This is a genomic window from Pseudobutyrivibrio sp. JW11 (assembly GCF_900115355.1).
GTDB lineage: Bacteria > Bacillota > Clostridia > Lachnospirales > Lachnospiraceae > Pseudobutyrivibrio > Pseudobutyrivibrio ruminis.
Map to the genome: position 1 here is coordinate 83,523 of NZ_FOWB01000010.1, position 22,784 is coordinate 106,306.

The 22,784-nt window shown below is 40.0% G+C and carries 18 protein-coding genes; 17 read left to right on the forward strand and 1 reads right to left on the reverse strand.

Features of this window, described 5'->3' with window-relative positions; all coding sequences use genetic code 11:
* Positions 1-25 precede the first annotated feature (25 nt).
* The 15 genes from BM102_RS09915 (at position 26) to BM102_RS09985 (ending at position 19,572) form a co-directional block, all read left to right on the forward strand.
* Positions 26-1,972 carry an EAL domain-containing protein gene (locus BM102_RS09915; RefSeq protein WP_090481572.1) on the forward strand — a complete coding sequence of 649 codons (1,947 nt, stop codon included), beginning with the start codon at positions 26-28 and terminating at the stop codon, positions 1,970-1,972.
* Between the two features lie 118 nt (positions 1,973-2,090).
* Positions 2,091-3,509 carry a transcription termination factor Rho gene (gene rho, locus BM102_RS09920; protein WP_033153785.1) on the forward strand — a complete coding sequence of 473 codons (1,419 nt, stop codon included), beginning with the start codon at positions 2,091-2,093 and terminating at the stop codon, positions 3,507-3,509.
* Between the two features lie 27 nt (positions 3,510-3,536).
* A complete protein-coding gene (locus BM102_RS09925; protein ID WP_090481574.1) occupies positions 3,537-4,688 on the forward strand; it encodes an NAD(P)-dependent malic enzyme in 1,152 nt (383 codons plus the stop codon).
* 35 nt (positions 4,689-4,723) lie between these two features.
* Positions 4,724-5,239, forward strand: coding sequence for a DUF4364 family protein (locus BM102_RS09930; protein WP_033153787.1), 516 nt, complete (start codon positions 4,724-4,726; stop codon positions 5,237-5,239).
* A gap of 3 nt (positions 5,240-5,242) precedes the next feature.
* The gene (locus BM102_RS09935) at positions 5,243-7,225 is read left to right on the forward strand and encodes an ATP-binding protein (RefSeq protein WP_090481577.1); all 1,983 of its coding nucleotides are present in this window, start codon (positions 5,243-5,245) and stop codon (positions 7,223-7,225) included.
* Positions 7,225-8,073: a response regulator gene (locus tag BM102_RS09940; protein WP_090481580.1), complete on the forward strand. Its 849-nt coding sequence runs from the start codon at positions 7,225-7,227 to the stop codon at positions 8,071-8,073. The genes BM102_RS09935 and BM102_RS09940 overlap by 1 nt, the downstream gene beginning before the upstream one ends.
* Before the next feature lie 136 nt (positions 8,074-8,209).
* Positions 8,210-8,416: a 50S ribosomal protein L31 gene (gene rpmE, locus BM102_RS09945; protein WP_015550865.1), complete on the forward strand. Its 207-nt coding sequence runs from the start codon at positions 8,210-8,212 to the stop codon at positions 8,414-8,416.
* Between the two features lie 66 nt (positions 8,417-8,482).
* A complete protein-coding gene (locus tag BM102_RS09950) occupies positions 8,483-9,412 on the forward strand; it encodes a DUF1385 domain-containing protein (protein ID WP_090481583.1) in 930 nt (309 codons plus the stop codon).
* Between the two features lie 2 nt (positions 9,413-9,414).
* Positions 9,415-10,245 (forward strand): peptide chain release factor N(5)-glutamine methyltransferase, encoded by an 831-nt coding sequence (gene prmC, locus BM102_RS09955; protein WP_044933707.1) that lies wholly within the window; start codon positions 9,415-9,417, stop codon positions 10,243-10,245.
* Positions 10,246-10,301: 56 nt separating this feature from the next.
* Positions 10,302-11,375, forward strand: coding sequence for a peptide chain release factor 1 (prfA, locus tag BM102_RS09960; protein ID WP_090481586.1), 1,074 nt, complete (start codon positions 10,302-10,304; stop codon positions 11,373-11,375).
* Positions 11,376-11,482: 107 nt separating this feature from the next.
* A complete protein-coding gene (locus BM102_RS09965) occupies positions 11,483-12,205 on the forward strand; it encodes a LytR/AlgR family response regulator transcription factor (protein WP_242942930.1) in 723 nt (240 codons plus the stop codon).
* Positions 12,205-13,563, forward strand: a complete 1,359-nt coding sequence (locus BM102_RS09970) for a GHKL domain-containing protein (protein WP_090394564.1) — start codon at positions 12,205-12,207, stop codon at positions 13,561-13,563. The genes BM102_RS09965 and BM102_RS09970 overlap by 1 nt, the downstream gene beginning before the upstream one ends.
* A gap of 95 nt (positions 13,564-13,658) precedes the next feature.
* Complete coding sequence (locus BM102_RS09975; RefSeq protein ID WP_090481589.1) at positions 13,659-16,019, forward strand: glycoside hydrolase family 3 C-terminal domain-containing protein; 2,361 nt, start codon at positions 13,659-13,661, stop codon at positions 16,017-16,019.
* A gap of 12 nt (positions 16,020-16,031) precedes the next feature.
* The gene (locus BM102_RS09980; RefSeq protein WP_074788869.1) at positions 16,032-16,583 is read left to right on the forward strand and encodes a GtrA family protein; all 552 of its coding nucleotides are present in this window, start codon (positions 16,032-16,034) and stop codon (positions 16,581-16,583) included.
* A gap of 43 nt (positions 16,584-16,626) precedes the next feature.
* Entirely contained in the window at positions 16,627-19,572 is a 2,946-nt protein-coding gene (locus tag BM102_RS09985; RefSeq protein ID WP_090481592.1) for a glycoside hydrolase family 3 protein, read from the forward strand.
* A 58-nt stretch (positions 19,573-19,630) separates the two neighbouring features.
* Here BM102_RS09985 and BM102_RS09990 read toward each other — a convergent pair whose 3' ends face one another.
* Positions 19,631-20,701, reverse strand: coding sequence for an HD-GYP domain-containing protein (locus BM102_RS09990; protein ID WP_090481595.1), 1,071 nt, complete (start codon positions 20,699-20,701; stop codon positions 19,631-19,633).
* Between the two features lie 241 nt (positions 20,702-20,942).
* On the opposite strand from BM102_RS09990, the gene BM102_RS09995 reads away from it, so the two are divergent.
* Both BM102_RS09995 and BM102_RS14630 read left to right on the forward strand, forming a co-directional pair.
* Entirely contained in the window at positions 20,943-21,959 is a 1,017-nt protein-coding gene (locus BM102_RS09995; RefSeq protein WP_033153796.1) for a glycosyltransferase family 2 protein, read from the forward strand.
* 604 nt (positions 21,960-22,563) lie between these two features.
* Positions 22,564-22,784: transposase (locus tag BM102_RS14630; RefSeq protein WP_330388624.1), on the forward strand; the 221-nt coding region annotated here is incomplete at its 3' end.

The following is a 22,784-nucleotide window of genomic DNA, read 5'->3' on the forward strand; positions in this document are numbered from 1 at the left end:
ATAAATTAAAGGGCAGAATTTTGTTATGTTAATCAACGGATTTAATATTGCAGCAGAGAGAGTAGACTTACTAATAGCACTTGTAATGCTTTATTTGACAGTGGCCACCAAACCAAGGAGGACCGCTGTCCTTTCCGTTGTTTTTTATGGTCAAATCTTATCAGTGGCTAATATTATTTTGCACATGGCATCCATTTTCCTTTTGAGCTTTGATACAGCCTTAGAAGGATTCTTATTTAGGATGTCTGTGCTGTTTTATTATGTCACCTATCTTGGAATTCTCGTTTTATTGTTTTCCTATATACATTTGCTTAGTTTAAAGCAAAGAGAAAATTTAGATACGTTAAATGTTGTTGTTATTGTCTTCATCGCAATTTACATGGTAGTTGTAGGAGGAGTATTTATCTCTGATAGTTATGTAACTGTTATTGATGGAGCTTACAAATTCACTGAATGGTCTAGTATTAATGTTTGGTTTGCATTGCTTGATGTTGTACTTATTATGCTTTCAGCCTTTCAGAATAGAAATGAAATCCCAAGAGTTCTTATGAACCTTATATTCATATTTGTACCATTTGAAATACTTACACTGGTTATTCAAATGATACAGCCACAGTATGTAATCCTTAGTGTTACATATGTAGTTCCATTTATGCTTTGCTATATTACTTTCCATAGCATTTTGTACGATGAGGTGACAGGCTGCCAAAATAAGCAGGCTTTCGAAGCTCATCTTTTGTCGCTTCAAAAGAAGAGTAAAAATGGAAAGCATATTGGTTTCATCTATATTAAGTTCCCTCGTCTTGAGGTTGTAGATAACTATGAGCTTATGTATGTTGCTAAGCGTAGAATATCTGCACAGATTAGAAATCTGGAACATCACAATCCAGACGCTAGAGTTTACTCTATCAATGAGTTTACATATGGCATCATTTTCCCAAATAATAGCGAGCATATCACAAGAGAGACGATTGAGCTTGTTAAGAAAGATCTTGACGATGCTATGTCGAGTTGGGAATATTCAAACAGCCCAGAATACAGAATGGTTGTTATTAAAAATGATTTAGAAAAGTGTGATTTACAGACACTTGACGCATATTCTAACTTCTTGTTCGACAAGGCAGCTAAAAAGAAAGTGAGAGTCTATGAGGCGACACTTTCTGATTACAACATCTGCATGGAACAGAAGGAAATCGAAAGAGTTATTGTTGATATCAGAAACAAGGACGATTTATTGGACCCAAGAGTTGTAGTTTATGTGCAACCTATTTTTGATGTTACAAATAACAACTATAGAAATGCTGAAGCATTAATGCGCCTTGAGGTTCATGGTAGATTGATATCACCAGATATTTTCATTCCTTTGGCTGAAAAGGTTGGATGCATTCATACTCTTACAAGAATTATTCTTAACAAGGTGTGTGCAAAGATATACGAGATTCAGGATTACTACAATTTTGAAGCTGTATCTGTAAATGTATCCCTTTCTGAGTTTATGGATTACTGCTTGCATGATGAATTGATTGATATCATCAAAAATAATGGCATTACATGTGATAGAATTCGTCTTGAAATGACAGAATCTATGACCAGTGACGAAATCGAAGCAATCAGTCACAACATGGAAGAGTTTAATGCCGCAGGCGTACATTTTTATCTTGATGATTTTGGAACAGGTTATTCTAACCTTGAAAGAATCGTCAGCTTACCATTTAGAACAATTAAGTTCGATAAGAGCTTACTATATAAATCAATGGATGACCCTATTTTGCTTAGATTGATTCAAAATATGGTTGATGTGTTTAAGAGCCATGGATTAGTAGTACTTGTAGAAGGTGTTGAAAACAACAAACAGGCTGAACTTTCTATTGGTCTAGGATTCGAATATATCCAGGGATATAAATACGCAGCACCAGTTCCAATCAACAAATTAGAGGAATTCTTTGAGCCTAAGCTAGAGCGCTTGGCCTAAATTAAAGTTATGGACAGATGAAGATTTTGGTTATATAATGCAACTATCATCAAAGTTATTCGTTAGTCGATTCGACTTTTATTTCCATGACGTTTTTTATTTTATTAAGGAGAGTTAGATGAGAGAAAAATATGAAAGTTTATCAGTAACAATTTTGCGCGACTTAGCAAAAGCTAGGGGAATAAAAGGCGCATCAGCAATGAAAAAAGCAGATTTGGTAGAAGCTATGCTTGCACAGGACGAAATTGACAAGCAGAACGAAGCTGCATCTGCAGAAAAGTCAGAGCCAGTAGAAAAGGCTGAAAGACCAAAAAAGGTAGAAAGAACAGAAAGACAGGAGAGACCAGAGAAGGCTGAAAAATCTGAGAAGGCTGACAAGACAGAGGTTCCAGCGGACATCCCTATGGATAATCTCATTCCAGCAAGCGGAATTCTCGAGGTAATGGGAGACGGCTTTGGTTTCATCAGATGTGACAACTACATGCCAGGTACAGACGATGTATATGTTAGTCAGTCACAAATCAAAAAGTTTAACCTTAAGACAGGCGATATTATCATAGGTAAGAAGCGTTTCAACAACCCTACAGATAAGTTCGCTGCTCTTATGATTATAGATTCAATCAACGGTTACGATCCTTCAAGAGCTAGTAAGCGTCCTAATTTCGAGGATTTAACACCTATTTTCCCAAATGAACGTATTCGTCTTGAAAGACAGCGCAGCTCAGTTGCAATGCGTATCGTTGATTTAGTTAGCCCAATTGGTAAGGGACAGCGTGGTATGATTGTTTCCCAGCCAAAGGCAGGTAAGACAACACTTCTTAAAGAAGTTGCTACATCAGTTAATTACTCACATCCAGATATGCATCTTATCATTTTGCTTATCGACGAGCGTCCTGAGGAAGTTACAGATATGAAGGACACTATGAGAAACAGCAAAAACGTTGAAGTTATCTATTCAACATTCGATGAGAGTCCAGAACACCACAAGCGTGTTTCGGAAATGGTTATTGAAAGAGCTAAGAGATTAGTAGAGCATGGCCAGGACGTTATGATTCTTTTGGATTCTATCACACGTCTTGCCCGCGCATACAACCTTACAGTACAGCCATCAGGCCGTACACTTTCAGGTGGTCTTGATCCTGCAGCTCTTCACATGCCAAAGAAGTTCTTTGGTGCAGCCAGAAACATGCGTGAAGGCGGTTCCCTTACAATCCTTGCTACAGCACTTGTAGATACAGGTTCCAAGATGGACGATGTTGTATTCGAGGAATTCAAGGGTACAGGTAACATGGAGCTTATTCTTGATAGAAAGCTTTCAGAAAAGAGAATATTCCCAGCTATTGATATCACAGGTTCTGGTACTCGTAGAGAAGATCTTCTTCTTTCAAGAAAAGAGCTTGATGCAATGGAAATTATGAGAAAAGCAATCAATGGTGCCCGTAAGGAAGACGCCGTTGAAACTATTCTTAATATGTTTGCTCACACAAAGAGCAATGACGAATATATCGATATGATTATTCGTAAGAGAGTTATCTAATTCAATTGATATTCAAGGAGGGAAATCATGGCATCAGTAGACGAAACAGCGGTATTTTTACACAAGCAGTGGAACGGTAAAATCGAGACATGTGCAAAGGCGCCAGTTAAAAGCAGAGAGGATTTATCGATTGCTTACACTCCAGGCGTTGCAGCTCCATGCCGAATCATTGCTGAAGACCCAGAAGCAGCGTATAGCTACACACTTAAAGCAAACACAGTGGCTGTTGTATCTGACGGTTCTGCTGTCCTTGGCCTTGGAAATATTGGACCACTTGCAGCAATGCCAGTTATGGAAGGCAAGTGCGTATTGTTCAAGGAGTTCGGTGGTGTTAATGCATTTCCTATCGTTTTAAATACTCAGGATCCAGACGAAATAGTTGCTGCAGTAAAGGCTATTGCTCCAACATTTGGTGGAATCAATCTTGAGGATATTTCTGCTCCACGTTGCTTCGAAATCGAAGAGCGTCTTAAAAAGGAGCTTGATATTCCAGTATTTCATGATGATCAGCATGGTACAGCAATTGTTGTACTTGCTGGCATTATCAATGCGTTAAAGGTAGTCAAAAAGCAAAAAGAAGATTGCAAGGTAGTAGTTAATGGTGCAGGTTCTGCAGGAATAGCCATTACAAAGCTTCTTCTTAGATATGGATTTAAGGATGTCACAATGTGTGATAGGGAAGGAATCATTGGTCCGGACTATCCAAATCTTAATTGGATGCAAAAAGAAATGACCAACGTCACGAACCTTTCACATAAGACTGGTACACTTAAGGATGCCTTAGTTGGTGCGGACATTTTTGTTGGTGTTTCAGCTCCAGGTATCGTATCAAAGGAAATGGTTGCATCTATGGCAAAGGATTCAATTCTTTTTGCAATGGCCAACCCTACACCAGAGATTATGCCTGACGAAGCAAAGGAAGCAGGAGCTAGGGTAATTGGTACAGGACGTTCTGATTTTCCTAATCAGGTTAACAATGTAGTTGCATTCCCTGGTATTTTTAGGGGCGCCCTTGAAGCGAGAGCTACAGCCATCACAGAAGAAATGAAATTGGCAGCAGCAGAAACTATTGCCGGTCTTGTTGACGAAGAGAATCTTTGCGATGATTTCATTTTGCCAGAGGCTTTTGATCCACGTGTTGCAGTAGCAGTAGCAAATGCAATTAAAGCATTGGTTTAAATCAAATAAGTTATAAGTAGTTAGTGAGGAAAATCATGGCAGAACCAAATTTAATATACAAGATTACAATACTAGAATTATTACATCGTAGTGGTTTCCCGCTTAGCAACAGTCAAATCACAGACTTCTTTCTAGAGGGTGATTTGACTGATTATTTCACAGCCCAGCAAGCCATCAGCGACGATGAGGAAGCAGGGCTGATTTTTTCGAAAACTAATCATAATAATACGACCTATTCAATTACAGATGATGGTGTAAAGACCTTGGAGCTGTTCAAAGAAAAGATTTCTCCAGCTCTTTCAAAGGATATTAACAAATATCTAAAGGTCAATTCCATTTCCATGAAGGAAGAGAATTCCTACAAGGCAACGTACTTCAAAGCTGATAGGGGTGGCTATGTTGTACAGCTTCGTATTACGGAAAACGATGTTCCGACCATGGATTTAAGCTTTCATGTAGGCTCAAAGGAGCAAGCTGAAACACTATGTAACAATTGGAAGGTACGTAGTGATCAGGTATATGAAGCGGTGATGGATATACTTATGGGGTGAGGTATGAAATCTGTTTACATTAAAATGATTTTAATTGTAACAGTAGTATTATTTATTGTAGTGGGGGCACTACTAGCTTCAGTTGCCGTCATTTCTGACGGCACGCTTAGTAGAAATCAATTCATTAAACTAATCGTTGTTTTTTCCATTTTTTTAATCTTTGCCATTATTGTGGCACTTAGAATTGCACAGAATGTTATAAAAGAAATAAATAGCATGAATGAGTTTATGCAACGTCAGCTAGATGCTATAGATTCTGCAAGTAAGGCAAAAAGCCAGTTCTTAGCAAACATGTCACATGAGGTAAGAACGCCTATTAATGCTATCCTTGGTATGAATGAAATGATTATCAGGGAGAGTTCTGATGAACAGATAGTTGAGTATGCAACTAATGTCAAACAGGCAGGAAAGGCACTATTGGCCCAGGTAAACAGTGTTTTGGATTACTCAAAGCTGGAAGAGGGCAAGATGGAGATAATCCAGGTTGAGTACGACTTAGCTACCATGATAAATGGGTTTGTTACGGCTGTAACTACTAGAGCTAAATCAAAGGGCCTGAGGATGGATGTAAATGTAGATACCAATCTACCTACTACTTTGTTTGGCGATGATGTCAGACTGGGGCAGGTTATCAATAACTTGCTTACAAATGCTGTAAAATACACTGAAGTAGGTGTAATAACCCTTAATATATGGGAAGAATCCAGATCAGATGGAGCAATTGATATTGGCGTAAGTGTGCAGGATACTGGAATTGGTATTAAGCCTGAAGATATGGAAAAGCTATCTGCTTCATTTACTAGAATAGAGGAGGAGCGCAATAGAAACATAGAGGGTACTGGACTGGGAATACCAATTGTAATAGAAATTCTTAAGCTGATGGGAAGCGACCTGAAAGTGGAAAGTGTGTATGGACAGGGTTCCACTTTCTCGTTTGTTATCAGACAGGGAATCATTAATGATGAGCCGTTGGGAGATTATAGAAAACGTGTTAAGCGCAGCTATATGCGAAGGAATAAGTACACATATCCATCTATGCCGACAGCCAACATTATAGTTGTAGATGATTATGAAATGAATCTGGTGGTAGCCAAGAACCTTATGAAGGTTTATGATTTTATTCCTGATTTGGCAGAATCAGGGCCAGAATCCCTTTCAAGAATAGAGGAAAAACACTACGATATTATTTTCATGGATCATATGATGCCGGATATGGATGGTATAGAAACGCTGGAGATTCTGAAAAAGCGACAAATGATAGATGAGTCCACAGCAGTAATTGCTTTGACGGCAAATGCTATCGCAGGAGCTAAAGACTTTTATATATCAAAGGGATTTAACGATTATTTGACTAAGCCAATAGATGCAGAAGCTCTGGAACAGGTGCTGACAAAATACGTACCGGCAGAAAAGATAGTAAAGAAATCAATCAGTGATTTAAAGAATAATAAGTCTTTAACGTCCAATGATGACGAGAGAAAAGCTCTGATTAAAATATTTGTATCTACAATTCAGGAAACAGCAAAGAATCTAGATAGTTTATTGGAAGCAGAGGACATTAAAAATTACACTATCAAGGTTCATGGACTGAAGAGTACAGCTAGATTGATAGGTGAAATGTCCATTTCAAGTAAAGCGGAAGCTTTGGAAAAGGCGGGAAATGAAAACGACTGGGATTATATAAAATCTCATCACAAGGAATTAATAAGAGAATACCTAAGCCTGGAAAATTCATATAAAGAAGTAAAAGAAACAAAGAAAACGTTGAATCCAGGGGAATTGAAGGATGCTATTTATTCAATTATAGAAATGGCCAGCGTTTGTGATTACACATCTACAGAGATGGTTTTAGATTCGTTAGATGAATATGCTATGCCGGAAAATGTAGAATCGGAAATGAAACATGTACGAGAGCTTTTACAGAAGCTTGATTATGAGGGTGTTGTTGAATCAGCTAAAAAAATGCTTAACAATGGGGGTAACTAATGGATTACGGGTTTTCTAATGAAAAGCAAAGTAAAGTAGCAATTATCAGTTCGAAGTCCAGCTTTTCAGTAATGGGAATTCAAAAGAAGCTGCAGGAATCGGGAATAGAAGGAGTGCCAGTTCGTCCAAGTATTTTTCAGATTGAGGAGGCTATTGATGAGAGTGAGCCCATAATCTACTATCTGGATGATGAGATTTATACTCCAAGCGGAGAAGATTTTTTAAATGAAATGAGGAAGCTATGCCTGGAGCAGGAGCGTTTGCTTATACTTGTAGGGGAAGAAGCGGAGTATGAAAAGGCTACAGAAATCATCCCTAAATCGGCAATTGTAGGATGGTTTAATAGACCTGTTGATATGGATGCTTTGATGGAGACTTTGGAAAAGGCATTAGGGGGCGAAATCAAACCAGCCAGACAGCGCCATATTCTAATAGTAGATGACGATGCAACATATATGCGAATGCTTCATGAGTGGATGAAGGACAGATATCAGATTACTATGCTTGATGCTGGTACAAAGGCTATCCATTGGCTGATGGACAATTCACAAAACGTAGATTTGATTTTACTGGATTGCGAAATGCCATCGATGGATGGCCCTACAGTTTTTCGAATGTTAAAAGAAGACCCAGGCTCTAGAAATATTCCGGTAATGTTCTTGACTGGCAAGAGCGATAGAGATATGGTTATAAGAGCCGTTGGCCTAGGACCAGAAGACTATATACTTAAATCAATAGATAAAAAAGAACTTATGGATAAGCTTGAGGATTTCTTTGGTCGACTGAAGACAATGGAGGATTCAGACCAGGAAGAAGTATCCGATGGCAAAACAGGGGTTGTATTTTAGTATATTCCATGTTATACTTGAGAAGCTGTTAATCGGGATGAAATGCGAGACCCTCGCATTTAAGCAGTATTCGAGATTTTTATCTCACAAATTACAGTTGGAAATTGTAAAAAATTATTATGAGAGGTGAAATTAAATGAGACAGGGTATCCATCCAGATTATTACCAGGCTACAGTTACTTGCAACTGCGGTAACACATTCGTAACAGGTTCTACAAAGGAGAGCATCCACGTAGAAATTTGTTCAAAGTGTCATCCATTCTACACAGGCCAGCAGAAAGCTACACAGGCTCGTGGACGTATTGACAAGTTCAACAAGAAGTATGGTATTGACGCAAAGTAGTCATTTATTTGGACTTTTAAGGGTTGAGATTCGTCTCAGCCCTTTATTTCGTGTAGGGGGCTTAAAATGAAGTATTCAGGCATAGGCGGACAGGCTGTAATGGAAGGCGTCATGATGCGAAACGGCAACAAATATGCCGTAGCAGTTCGTACACCAGACAAATCTATTGCAGTAGATGTTAAAAATACAAAAGACATAAATGACATATGGCACAAGATTCCAATTATCAGAGGAATGGTATCATTTATTGATTCACTTGTGATTGGCCTTAGCACACTTATGTATTCAGCTAGCTTCTTCGAGGACGAAGAGGATGCCGTTGATAAATCAAAGCTTTCAGAGGAAGAGCTCAAAAAGCTTGAGAAAAAGGAAAAAGCTGAAATGGGTGGCACATTGGTGTTGTCATTTGTGCTTGCTCTTGGTATTTTCTTTGCTTTGCCTTACTTTATTTCCCTTGGTTTAAACAAATATATTGAGTCGCAGGCGTTGATTGCTCTCATCGAAGGACTTATTCGTATCGGTATTTTTATTGGTTACATCGTGATGATTTCTCATATGGATGATATCAAGCGTACCTTTATGTATCACGGTGCAGAGCACAAATGCATTAATTGTATCGAGGCAGGAAAGCCTCTTACAGTTGAAAATGTTCGCACAGCCACACGTTTTCACAAGAGATGTGGAACTAGCTTCATTTTCATTGTATTCATTATTTCAGTTTTTGTTTTCATGTTTATCTCTTTCGATAACACATGGGTGAAGCTCATTGCAAGACTTTTACTTATTCCAGTTATCGCTGGTATTTCTTATGAGTTCATTAGGCTTGCAGGTCGTCATGAAAATGGCTTTGTAAATATTTTTTCAAAGCCAGGGCTATGGCTGCAGCGACTTACAGTAATGGAGCCAGACGACGATATGATTGAGGTGGGAATTGCCTCTGTAGAAGCAGTGTTTGATTGGGAAGGATTCATCGAAGAAAACATGGAGTGTTTTTAGGTATGACTTTTAAACAGGCTTTAGATAAAGGAATAGTATTACTGGAATCAGAAAATATTGCTGATGCAAAGATAGATGCTTGGTATCTTCTTTCATATGTTAGCGGTCTTTCAAAGGCTCAGTATTTTCTGAAGCAATCAGAAGAAATCGATAATAATATTCTTTATAAATATAAGGATGTCCTTTTAAGGAGAGCAGGCCACGAGCCACTCCAGCACATCACTGGAGAGCAGGACTTTATGGGCATCACATTTTGGGTAAATGAAAATGTTCTCATCCCTCGTCAGGACACCGAGACTCTCGTAGAGGAGGCTCTCAAGGTTATTCCTAGTGGTAGCCATATTTTGGATTTGTGTACTGGCAGCGGATGTGTTATTCTATCTCTTGTTGTCCTGGGCCAGGGGCTTTCAGGAATAGGTGTAGATATCTCGGAGGAAGCACTTGCTGTTGCCCGCGAGAATGGCGCTAGGCTTGTAGGCCGTAAGGCGGATTTTGTTAAAGGCGATATGTTCCAGCCAGTTAGTGGCAAGTTCAACGCCATAGTATCAAATCCACCATATATTCCATCTGCAGTAGTGGATGAGTTGGAGCCAGAGGTAAAGGATCATGAGCCTCGTCTTGCATTAGATGGCACAGAGGATGGCCTTTTCTTCTATAAGAAAATCACTGCTGAGGCAGGAGATTATCTTAACGATGGTGGCTGGCTTTTAGTTGAAATCGGCTATGACCAGGGGCCTGATGTTTCTGCACTATTCAAAGAGGCAGGATTCAAGGACGTTGAAGTAATAAAGGATTTAGCAGGCAACGATAGAGTCGTTAAAGGACATCTATAGCGACGCAGGTGTATTGTGTCTGTTAATAAAGTGGTTAATAACATGGAGGTTTTAGCATGTTTGATAGATTAGAAGATTTAGTATTAAGATACGAGGAAGTAATGAACTTGCTTTCTGAGCCAGATGTGGCTAATGATAATGCCAGATTTAGAGCACTCATGAAGGAGCAGGCTGAGCTTGCACCTATCGTAGAGGCTTACAAGCAGTATTCAGCTCACAAGCAGAATATTCAGGATTCGTTAGAGCTTCTCGAGCTTGAATCAGATGAGGAAATGAAAGAGCTTGCAAAGGAAGAGATGAAGGAATCTCAGGCAGAGGTTGAGCGCCTTGAGCAGGAGCTTAAAATCTTACTTCTTCCTAAGGACCCTAACGATGATAAGAACGTTATCGTGGAAATTCGTGCAGGTGCAGGTGGAGAGGAAGCAGCCCTTTTCGCAGCAGAAATCTACCGTATGTACGTACATTACGTAGAGTCACGTGGCTGGAAGGTTGAGCTTCTTGAAGCAGACGAGACAGGTATCGGTGGTATGAAGAATATCGAGTTCATGGTTAAGGGAACTGGTGCATACTCAATCCTTAAGTACGAGTCAGGTGTACATCGTGTACAGCGTGTTCCAGAGACAGAGTCACAGGGCCGTATCCAGACATCTACATGTTCAGTAGCAGTTATGCCAGAGGCAGAAGAAGTAGATATCCAGATTGATGAAAAGGATATCCGTATTGACGTAATGCGTGCTTCAGGTAATGGTGGTCAGTGTGTCAACACAACAGATTCAGCTGTTCGTCTTACTCACTACCCAACAGGTATTGTTATCTACAGCCAGACAGAGAAGTCACAGCTTCAGAATAAGGAAAAGGCTTTCGCACTCCTTCGTGCAAAGCTTTATGATTTAGAGCTTCAGAAGCAGCAGGATGCAGAAGCTGCAGAGCGTCGCTCACAGATTGGTACTGGTGACCGTGCAGAAAAGATTCGTACATACAACTTCCCACAGGGACGTGTAACAGATCACCGTATCAACCTTACACTTTACAAGCTTGATAAGATTATGAACGGTGACATCCAGGAAATCCTTGATGCACTTATCGCAGCAGATCAGGCTGCTAAGCTTGCTAAAATGAATGATAAGTAATATAAAAACAGTCTAGCATTAATGCTAGGCTGTTTTTTGTTTGCTGCGATGTGTCTACATTGTCACTTATGGCAATAAACTTTTTAAATCTTGCGCACAATTCAAATTTGTATTATTTTAATAGCATGATTAATGTTTGTATAGTTGAAGACGAGCTGGAGCAGGCTTCAGTTTTAAAGAATTATATAAGTAAATATAGTTCGGCAAAGAATCAGCAGTTTAATATTACATATCTGCCAGATGGAATTGATTTGGTGGATGATTATAAGGGACAGTTTGATATTATCCTTTTGGATATTCAGATGAAGCATCTGGATGGCATGGCAGCAGCAGAGAAAATCCGCCAGGTGGATTCTGATGTTATCATTATTTTTATCACATCCACAGTTCAGTATGCAGTGCAGGGCTATGCAGTGGATGCGCTAGGATATGTTCTTAAGCCTGTACCATATAATCAGTTTGAGCAGATTTTTGATAAGGCAATAGTGAGAGTGCAGGCCAAGCAACAGCATGTTTATATAAAGGTTGCTGTTGATGACAAACAGCTAAAGCTGGATTGTAACAATATTATCTATATTGAAAGTCAGCGTAACAATGTGGTTATACATTGCAAGGATGCTGATTACGTTACAGCAGGGCCTCTCAAGCGTTTTGATGAGATGCTGATGGAACATGGCTTCAGCAAGTGCCATAATGCATATTTAATCAATCTATCAGAGGTTGAGGCTGTACAAAAAGAGGAAGTTTTATTAACAAATGATGTAATGCTTCCAATAAGTCGCGCCAGAAAGAAAGAGTTTATGGCTGCGTTGACGGAGGACATTTTATAATGGATTTTAGCGCATTTTTAAATCCTGTTAATATACAGGACACCCCAAGACTTTTTACCGCTATTGCTGAATGGCTAGCGGTTTTTGTTTACTTTAATATCTACAAGAAAAAGAGACATGATAAGGAATTTGCTATTTACTGTATTGCTATATTTATTATCTTGGTCGCATTTCAATTTATAGCGGGTTTGTTGCCACTAGGTTTTTGGATTCCTACTATGATCGGTGCAGTAGGACTTATGTACTTTTCACTTTATATTGTTTTGGATATAAAGCCTAGGGATTGTGCGGTTCTTACAACTCATGCATTTGTACTGGCAGAGTTTGCTGCCAGCCTTTATAAGCAGCTTTATGTGTGGAGCGTAAAAATTACTGAGCAGGAAGGTATGGGCGAATCTGTTTTCAATATGCTCCTGGTGTACACTGTAACTTATATTGTTTATTACAGATTCGAGCGAGGCAATGTTCCATCTAATAGAAACCTTAACATCAGTAATAAAGAGATGATAAGTGTTATCGCCACAGGTATTGGCGCTTTCATTATGTCAAACATCAGCTTTGTAAATAGCAGAACACCATTCTCTGCCACAGAGAACATGCTTTATGTTCGTACGTTGGTAGATTTCGGAGGCATGCTGATGCTTATGACAGAGATGGGCCGTAGAAACGAGCTTGCCCTTCGAAAGGAAAGTACAGAGATTAATCAGCTTTTTCAAAAGCAGTACGAGCAGTACAAGCTTGCAATAGATAATTCAGAAGCATTGCGTAAGGAGATGCATGACATGAAACACTATGTCATGGCTCTTAAAAATGAGGATGACCCGGATCGTCGCTCAGAAGTGCTTGCAGATATGGAGCAGGCAATTGCAATCCAGGAATCCTTTATGAACACTGGAAACAAGGTTCTTGATGTTGTGCTTACCACAAAGAGCCTTCAGTGCCAAAAGAAGAACATCACTTTAAATGCAATGGTTGATGGCGATTTGCTGTCAGATATCCACGTAAAGGATATATGTTCTTTATTTGGTAATATATTGGACAATGCCATCGAGGCATCACAGCAGGTTGCTGACAAGGAAAAACGTCTTATCACGCTTTCAGTTCGCAAAAGAAACCAATTTATCATCGTAGAGTGTGATAATTACTCTGACAGTGAAAATGTAAAGCTTCGCAACAATCAAAAGCGTAGTTTCTTTGGAAAGAACAACCTACCTAAAACTACAAAAGGAGATAACGTAAAGCATGGCTATGGACTTAAGTCCATTACTCAGGTTGCTGAAAAGTACGGTGGCGCAATGAATTGCAGCTATGAAGATGGCTGGTTTAAGCTGAAAGTGCTGTTAGCTGCAAACAAATAATGCCAGTTATCCGTGATAAATGACAAGTTGTCCTTCGGGATGACTTGTCTTTTTTATTTCGTGGTAGATTATTATCAAGAAAACGGAGGATTAGTATGGACGCTAAGGAAATTATTTCACAGCTTACACTTATGGAGAAGGCAGCTCTTTTGAGCGGAAAAAATGAGTGGGAATCACGAGATATTCCAAGACTTGGAATTCAGTCGGTTTCTTTTTCAGATGGTCCTCACGGCTTACGTCGTCAGGAGGGGGCAGGAGATCATTTGGGGCTTAATGCATCTCTTCCAGCTACATGTTTTCCAACAGCAGCTACAGTAGCAAACAGCTGGGATGAAAGTCTTGGTGAAGAAATTGGAGCAGCTCTTGGTGAGGAAGCAGTTGCACAGAACGTTGATGTACTTCTTGGTCCAGGCTTAAATATGAAACGTTCTCCACTTTGCGGACGAAATTTTGAATACTTTAGTGAGGATCCAATCCTTGCCGGCAAGATGGCAGCTTCTTATGTAAGGGGTATACAGAGCAAGCATGTTTATTCTTGTCCAAAGCATTTCGCAGTTAACTCTCGCGAGTATCGCAGAATGGCAATGAATGCAGTTGTTGATGAGCGTACACTTCGAGAGATTTACCTTACAGCATTTGAGATTGCTATTAAAGAAGGTGGAGCAAAGACAATCATGTCTGCTTACAACGAAGTTAATGGCAAGTATGCAAACGAAAACGAGCATCTGCTTGTAGACATCCTTAGAAATGAATGGGGATTCGATGGAATCGTAGTTACTGACTGGGGTGCAAGTAATGACCACGTTGCTGGTGTTAAGTGTCAGTCAAATGTGGAAATGCCAAACCCAGGACTTGATTCAGCTAGAGAGCTTATCAAGGCAGCCACAGAAGGTGAAGGTCGTATCACAGAGGAAGAAATCGACAGAGCAATTCTTCCTATTATCGAAGCTGCTATCTACTTCAAAGAAAACGACCACACAAAGGGCTTTGACAAAGAGGCTCATCACGCAATCGCTAAAAAGGCAGCTGTTAACTCAGCAGTTCTTCTTAAGAACGACGAGGACATCCTTCCTCTTGCAGCAGGCACAAAGGTATGCCTTAGAGGACCATTCGTGGATAAGCCACGTTACCAGGGTTCAGGAAGCTCACAGGTTAACTCAACAAAGGTTGAGACAATCAGAGAGCAGATTGCAAATTACGATTTACAGGTTATTGATGATCCTGAAGCAGCAGATGTTGTTTTATTCTTCTTTGGTCTTGATGAAATCGCAGAGAGCGAGGGAGCAGATAGAATGTCTATCGACGTTCCTGAGTATCAGATTAAAGAGCTTGAGGAACTTACAGTTTACAACAAGCATATCGTTGGTGTTATGAGTGCTGGTTCATCAGTTAAGATGCCATGGCTTTCAAATCTCCAGGGATTGCTTCACGGATACTTAACAGGTCAGGCAGGAGCGTCAGCTCTTCTTGACATCATCACAGGAAAGGAAATTCCTACTGGTAAGCTTTCAGAGTCTTATCCATTCGCATATGCGGACTGCTCAATTGTTAATTACGCAGGTCAGGAAAAGAGAAATCTTCAGTATCGCGAAGGACCTTTCATTGGATATCGTTATTACGATACAGCAGATGTGGCAGTTCAGTTCCCATTCGGATATGGACTTAGCTATACAACATTTGAGTATTCAGCACTTTCTGTTACAGAGGATGGTGTTAAGTTCACTATCACAAATACAGGAAAGCGCGACGGTGCTGAAATTGCTCAGCTCTATGTTGGTAAGAGTCAGTCAGGACTTATCCGTCCTAAGAAAGAGCTTAAGGGCTTCAAGAAGGTATGGATTAAGGCTGGCGAATCAGTGGAAGTAGAGATTCCATTTGATGACAAGACATTCCGTTATTTCTCAACTGTTTCAAACAAATGGGAAATCGAAGGCGGTGAGTATCAGATTTACGTTGGAAAGAACGTTGCTGACATCGTACTTACAGGAACAATCACAAAGGAAGGCACAATTACAGAGCTTCCTTACGACATCGAAACACTTCCAAGCTACAAGACAGGAAAGGTTCGAAACGTTCATTACGAGGAGTTTGAAAAGCTTTATGCTAAGCCACTTCCTGAGGAAAAGGTTGGACCACTTGATATCAACGATGCTCTTTGCCAGATGAAGGATGCCAAGAGCGGACTTTGCAGATTGGTTTACAAGATTCTCAAGAACAATCTTGATAAGTCTTATGAAAAGGGTGTACCTGATTTGAACACAATGTTCATTTACAACATGCCTTTCAGAGCAATCAGCAAGATGTCAGGCGGAATGGTTAGCCGTGAAATGGTTGAGTCAATCGTGACAATTGCCAATGGACACTTCTTCAGAGGTCTTGGTGGTGTGATCGGAGGTTTCTTCCGAAATAGAAGTGCTAACAAGAAGTATGAGGCACGCTTACAGCATAAAGAATAGGAGAGTATAAAAATGAATTTATGGAATAGTTTCGCCGAGAAGCATCCAGCGGCAGCAAAATGGGTGCGAGAAGGTGGCTTGTTTGTAATAGTAAGTAACTTGATTACAGTATTCAAATATCTTTTACTTACATTTTTGCCGGCAGCCTTCGCATTCTTAGGCGACAGATCATTTGGATGGCCAGGAATTCCACTTACAATCGCAGGTGAGACTTTTGATTGGAATATCCTTGGTTATGACCAGGCACACGGAGGACTTGCTTACTTTACAGCTTACATGATTGCAATGGTAATTGGTGAGTGCATCAATTTCCCAATTCAGAAGCTTTTCGTTTTCCGTAATCACGATAAGCCTGGCAAGCAGATTGCATGGTATATTGCAGCATTCATTGTAATCACATGCATCGTTAACTCAATTAACTGCATCTGGGTAGCAGTTGCAGGAATGTTTGTACCAGCTTGGCTGTACAACATCGGAACTACAGTACTCAACGGCGGAGTTTCTATGGTGGTGTTCTTCTTTGTAAATAAGATCATCTTCCCAGAAACACCAAAGGCCGAATGAGATATATCTTTTAACGTTAGTTGAAAGGAAGGAGAAGAAGAAAATGTTATCAATCAACATTGCGGACGTTATCGCCGTACTACAGACAATGATCCCACAGCTTATCGTTTTAGGCGTGGCACTCGTTGCAGCAATCATCGTTACAATTTGCGCGATGAAGGCTAAGAAGCCTCTTAAGGGCTTTATCAGAAAAGAAGCTTGGTTAGCTTTCTTATTAGTAGTAGTTGTAGTAGTTAATACAATTCTACTTGGACCAGTTTACTCTATGGTAAACATGGCAATGGGAGGTGGCACAATCTCAGATGAAGCCATCGAAGAGGCAAAGGCTCTCGCAACAGAAATTGCTGAAGAGGGTATTGTTCTTTTAAAGAATGATGATGCAGCACTTCCTCTTGCAGAGGGAACAAAGGTCAACGTATTTGGTTGGTCTTCAACAAACCCAATTTATGGTGGTACAGGATCAGGTGCACTTTCAGATGCATATCCAACAGTTGATTTCCTTACAGGTCTTACTGATGCAGGTATTGAGTACAATCAGGACCTTGTAGATTTCTATACAGGATGGAGAACAGAAAGACCTACAGTAGGTATGATGGGACAGGATTGGACAATTCCTGAGCCAACAGTTTCTGAGTATGGCAGCCTTATTTCAGATGCTAAGGATTTCTCAGATACAGCAATTTTCTTCATCGCCCGTTCAGGTGGTGAGGGAGCAGATCTTCCACAGTCATATGATGGAGAAGAGACATACAGCGATGATGGCTCTAGCTTCTTTGGAGCAACAGGTGTGCGTTACTCAGATCAGAAGGATGATCTTGATGCATCTAAGTCATACCTTGAGCTTTCAAACAGAGAGCAGGCACTTCTTGATGAAGTAACAGCAAACTTTGACAAGGTTATCGTAGTTGTTAACTCAGCAAACGCTATGGAGCTTGGCTTCGTTAACGATTACTCACAGATTAAGTCAGTTCTTTACTGCCCAGGTACAGGTCAGACAGGTTTCGATGGACTTGGCGAGATTCTTGCAGGTCAGATCAACCCATCTGGTAAGACAGCTGACACATTTGTATCAGACTTATTTGCTACACCAACAGCAAACAACTTTGGGGATTTTGATTATACAAACATGGATGAGTACGGATATGAGAATATGTTCGCTGAGGGCGGCATGGCTTATCCTACATTCGTAAATTATGTTGAAGGTATTTACGTTGGTTACAAATATTACGAGACAGCTTACGCTGAGGCAGAAGCTGGCAACATGGAGTTCGATTATGACTCTGCAGTAGTTTATCCATTCGGTTATGGATTATCTTACACAACTTTCTCTCAGGAGATGGGACCTATTACAAATGATGGTACAACAGTATCATTTGACGTAACAGTTACAAACACAGGTGATGTTGCTGGTAAGGATGTTGTAGAAGTTTACTACAACCCACCATACACAAACGGCGGCATTGAGAAGGCAGCAGCAAACTTAATCCAGTTTGCAAAGACTTCTACACTTGAGCCAGGTGCATCAGAGACAATCAACATCTCATTTGCACTTGAGGATATGGCTTCATACGACACATACGGCGAGGGCTGCTATGTACTTGAGGCTGGTGATTATGAGATTTCTATCAACTCAGATTCACACAACAAGATTGCTACAGATACAGTAACAGTTGGCTCTACAATCGTTTATGATGAGTCAAACAAGCGTGAGTCAGATCAGGTTGCAGCTACAAACCAGTTTGGCTTCGCAGAAGGTGATGTAACATACCTTTCACGTGCAGATGGTTTCGCTAACTATGACGAAGCAACAGCTGCTCCAACAAGCTATGAAATGTCTGATGAAGCAAAGGCTACTTACTTCAACGAGACAAACTATGATCCTACTGATTACAATAATGATTCAGATGTAATGCCTACAACAGGCGCTGACAATGGTGTTAAGCTTGCAGATCTTCGTGGTCTTGATTACGATGATCCAATGTGGGATACACTTCTCGATGAGCTTACAGTTTCAGATATGAACACACTTATCGAGCTCGGTGGATACGAGACATCAGCAGTTGATTCAATCGGCAAGGTTATGACATACGATTGTGATGGTCCTGCTTCAATCAACAACAACTTCACAGGCCAGGGTTCTATCGGATTCCCTGCAGCAGTTATGATTGCTTGCACATGGAACAAGGACATTGCACTTGCATTTGGTGAGTCAATTGGCCGTATGGCAAACGACATGGATGTTTCTGGTTGGTATGCTCCAGCTACAAACACACACCGTTCAGCATTTGCAGGACGTAACTTCGAGTACTACTCAGAGGATGGCGTACTTGCAGGTTGGATGTGTGCAAACGCTGTAAATGGTGCAAGAGAGTGGGGCGTATACTCATACGTTAAGCACTTTGCAACAAATGACCAGGAAACAAACAGAACAAACTTCCTTTGCACATGGCTCAATGAGCAGTCATTGCGTGAGATTTACTTAAAGTCATTTGAAATTGTATTCAAGAACTCAAACCCAGGTGCAACAATGGTTGCATTCAACAACATCGGTACAGTACCAGCTGAGGCTTGTTCAGAGCTTCTTAACACAGTACTTCGTGGCGAGTGGGGATTCAGAGGTCTTGCAGAGACAGATTACTTCGGTGGATACGGATATCAGGATTCTGACCGTATGATTAGAAACGGTTGCGACCTTATGCTTGCAACATACTCTACACCACAGTCTACAGTTACAGATCAGGAATCTGCTACATCAGTAATTGCTATGAGAACAGCTTCTCACAACATTCTTTACACTGTAGTGAACAGCCGTGCATATGATTCAGAAATCAGCGCAGGCCTTCCTACATGGGAGAAGATTCTCTTCGCTATCGATGCAGTACTTGTTCTTCTTATCGCTTGCCTTGAGTACTTTGCAGTAAAGAAATACCTTGCAAAGAAGAAAGAGGTAGAAGTAGAAGCAGTTGTAGAAGAGACAACAGAAGAGTAATAAAGAAATAAAATGGGGCAGCTCGAAATGAGCTGCCCTTGATTTTTTTTATAATGTTTTATTTAACGATTACAGTGCTAAGATAATTGCGGTCATTTGATAAATCAACAACCGTTTGAATGCTTGTAATCTTGATAACTGGTCGAAGTGGATATGCTTTGTTCTGACGAACAACCACACCTTCTTCACCGTTGCTAAGCTTGATGGTAGAACCATTTGGATAGATGTTTACGATTGTAAGGAATGCTCTGAAGTATTTCAGATTAAACTTATTACTCATTGTAAACATTATTTCAATTGCTTCTGCAGGAGTGTAGGCTCTCTTGTATGGCCTTGCAGTAACAAGCGCATCATACACATCTACAATAGAAATGATTTGAGCCATCTTTCCAATCTGGTCCCCAGAAAGACTTCTAGGATATCCTGAGCCATCAATATTTTCATGATGGTTAAGAATTGCCTGACGCATCTCCTCTGTAAGGTCAGGAGAGTTGGCAAGCAGGCGATAGCCTCTTACTGGATGAGTTTTGATTAATTCAAACTCTGTGGCTGTAAGCTTTCCTGGCTTATTTAAAATTTCATTTGGAATTTCTTCTTTTCCGATATCGTGAAGAAGACCTACAACTGTAATATCTTTTACAAATGAATCAGATTCTCCTAAAGCCTTTGCTAATATGGCTGCCATTGTACCTACATCCACTGAGTGTCTGTAAGTGTACTCATCGCATACCTTTAGCTTTGAAAGGTTAAGGCTCAAGGATTTTGAGTCATTTATAATGCTGCAAACTTTTTCACCAATTTGAATGATTCCTTTAGTCAAGCTGTCGATATCATCGAGATTAGCATATAGCCTAGCTAAAGTCTCCATGGCGTACTCTCTGAAGCTTTCATCAAAACATATGGAATCATCTGGAAGTGGAAAATCATCCTCTAATTCAAATTCATCCGCATCTGAATAATAAATTGTAGCGTGGATTTTTCCGTGATAGTCAGATAACGACTGTAAAATCTTTTGGTCGATGACTGTCATTTTAGGGCAAAGAAGAGCCCCCGAATCAGTATAGATGTCAGTTTCTGTAATACAACCCGCCGGTAGATCACTGACATACCCATATACATCTTTAATCATACATTACTGTCCCTTTAAAACGCAAAAATTTCTTTGTGTTGATAACAATGTTATTATACACCCTTAATAATGTGTTGACAATGAAAACTATAATGTTGTATGAAAAACTTTTATGTCTTTTAGAATTTGTAGTTTATGGAAACTGGGCAATAATTGATGATTCAAATAGGATGATGTGACGTTGAAGAATTCAGTATGATTTGTTAAAATTGTAAAGGTTAAATTAGTTAGGAGAGTATTTATGAAATTACTAAGTTTTGCAGTACCATGTTACAACTCAGCAGCTTATATGGAGCATTGCGTAGAGACACTTTTACATGGTGGTGAAGATGTAGAAATAATAATAGTAGACGATGGTTCTACAAAAGATAACACAGCAGAAATCGCTGACAGACTTGCAGCAGAACACCCTACCATTATCAAAGCTGTTCATCAGGAAAACGGTGGCCATGGTCAGGCGGTCAACACAGGTCTTAAAAATGCCACAGGCTTATTCTTCAAGGTTGTAGACTCAGATGACTGGGTAGACCCAGATGCATACGACAAAATCTTAAAGGTATTACGTAGCTCAGTTGAAAATGGCAAGCAGCTTGATATGCTCATTTCAAACTACGTATACGAAAAGGAAGGGGCTCATCACAAGAAGGTTATGTCATACTCAAACCTTCCAAAGAACAAGTACTTCTCTTGGGATGAGACAGGCCACTTCAAAAAGGGCCAGTACATTTTGATGCATTCAGTTATCTATCGCACAAAGCTTTTACGTGATTGTGGAATGGAGCTTCCAAAGCATACATTCTATGTTGATAACCTTTATGTATTCTACCCACTTCCATACGTAAAGACTATGTACTATCTGGACGTAGACTTCTATCGTTACTTTATTGGTCGTGATGATCAGTCAGTCAACGAAAAGGTTATGATTTCTCGTATCGACCAGCAAATCAAAGTCAACAAGCTTATGATGGAAGCATACGACTACAAGAATATTAAGGATAATCATGTTAAGAAATACATGTTCAATTACTTAGAGATGATTACTGTTATCTCTACAGTTCTTCTTATGAAGAGCGGCACAAAGGAACATCAGCAGAAGCGCCATGATCTTTGGAGATACATCAAAGAGCAGGATTACTACTTATATAGAAAGCTTCGCTATGGCTTCATGTGCGCAACTACAAACCTTCCAGGCCACGGCGGCCGCGCAATCTCTATCACAGCATACAAGATTGCCCAGAAGGTAGTAGGATTTAACTAACCATCGGGTTAGTTAAATCCGTATTTGGCACATATTGTTTATATAGCTTTTGGCTCATCACTGTTGTGGTGAGCTTTTTTGTTGCTTTTTCACATAGACTTTAGTGGGGGAGCATGCTAATATCTTTCGTATCGAAACACGATTCTTTTGAACCTGGTTCACAGGTTCATGTCCTGGAGTGCAAACGGGGCATTATTTCCATTTTATTTTTTTAGGGGAAACGAAAAATAAGTGGCTTTCTTGTGGTACGCCTTTTTGGGAAGTTGGCGTTGGCAATAGCAAAGGTGGTGAAATTGGTAGAGAAATAGATATTTGATTGGGCTGGCAATCAGTTTAAAGTGGCCGGATTGGGGCTGGGGATTGGCTGGTCTGGTAAAAGAGGAATGTTGGACTATATATGCTGACTAAAGCGGGGATATATAGTCAATATTAACTGGTTGGACTATATATGCTGACTAAGGCTGGGAAATATAGTCGAGATTTACTAGTTGGGATAAAGCCCATATAATGGTGTAAATTCAAAAATTTAATAAAAAGAGCCAAGTGCTCATCTTTCAGTTAAAATTAAGTTACCACACAAAACATAATTGAAAGGATGAATACTATGGCTCAATTACATTTTACATTGGATCATGACTTTTTTGTAGGACTTTTCTCTGAAACTAAGGATGAAGCATTTGGCAAGCTTATGGAAGCTTTACTTAATCAAGTTCTCTTAGCAGAATCATCCGAGCAACTTGGTGCCGAAAACTATGAACGTACTTCTGAAAGGTCCGATTATCGAAATGGAACAAGAACCAGAAGTTTAACTACACGCATTGGAAA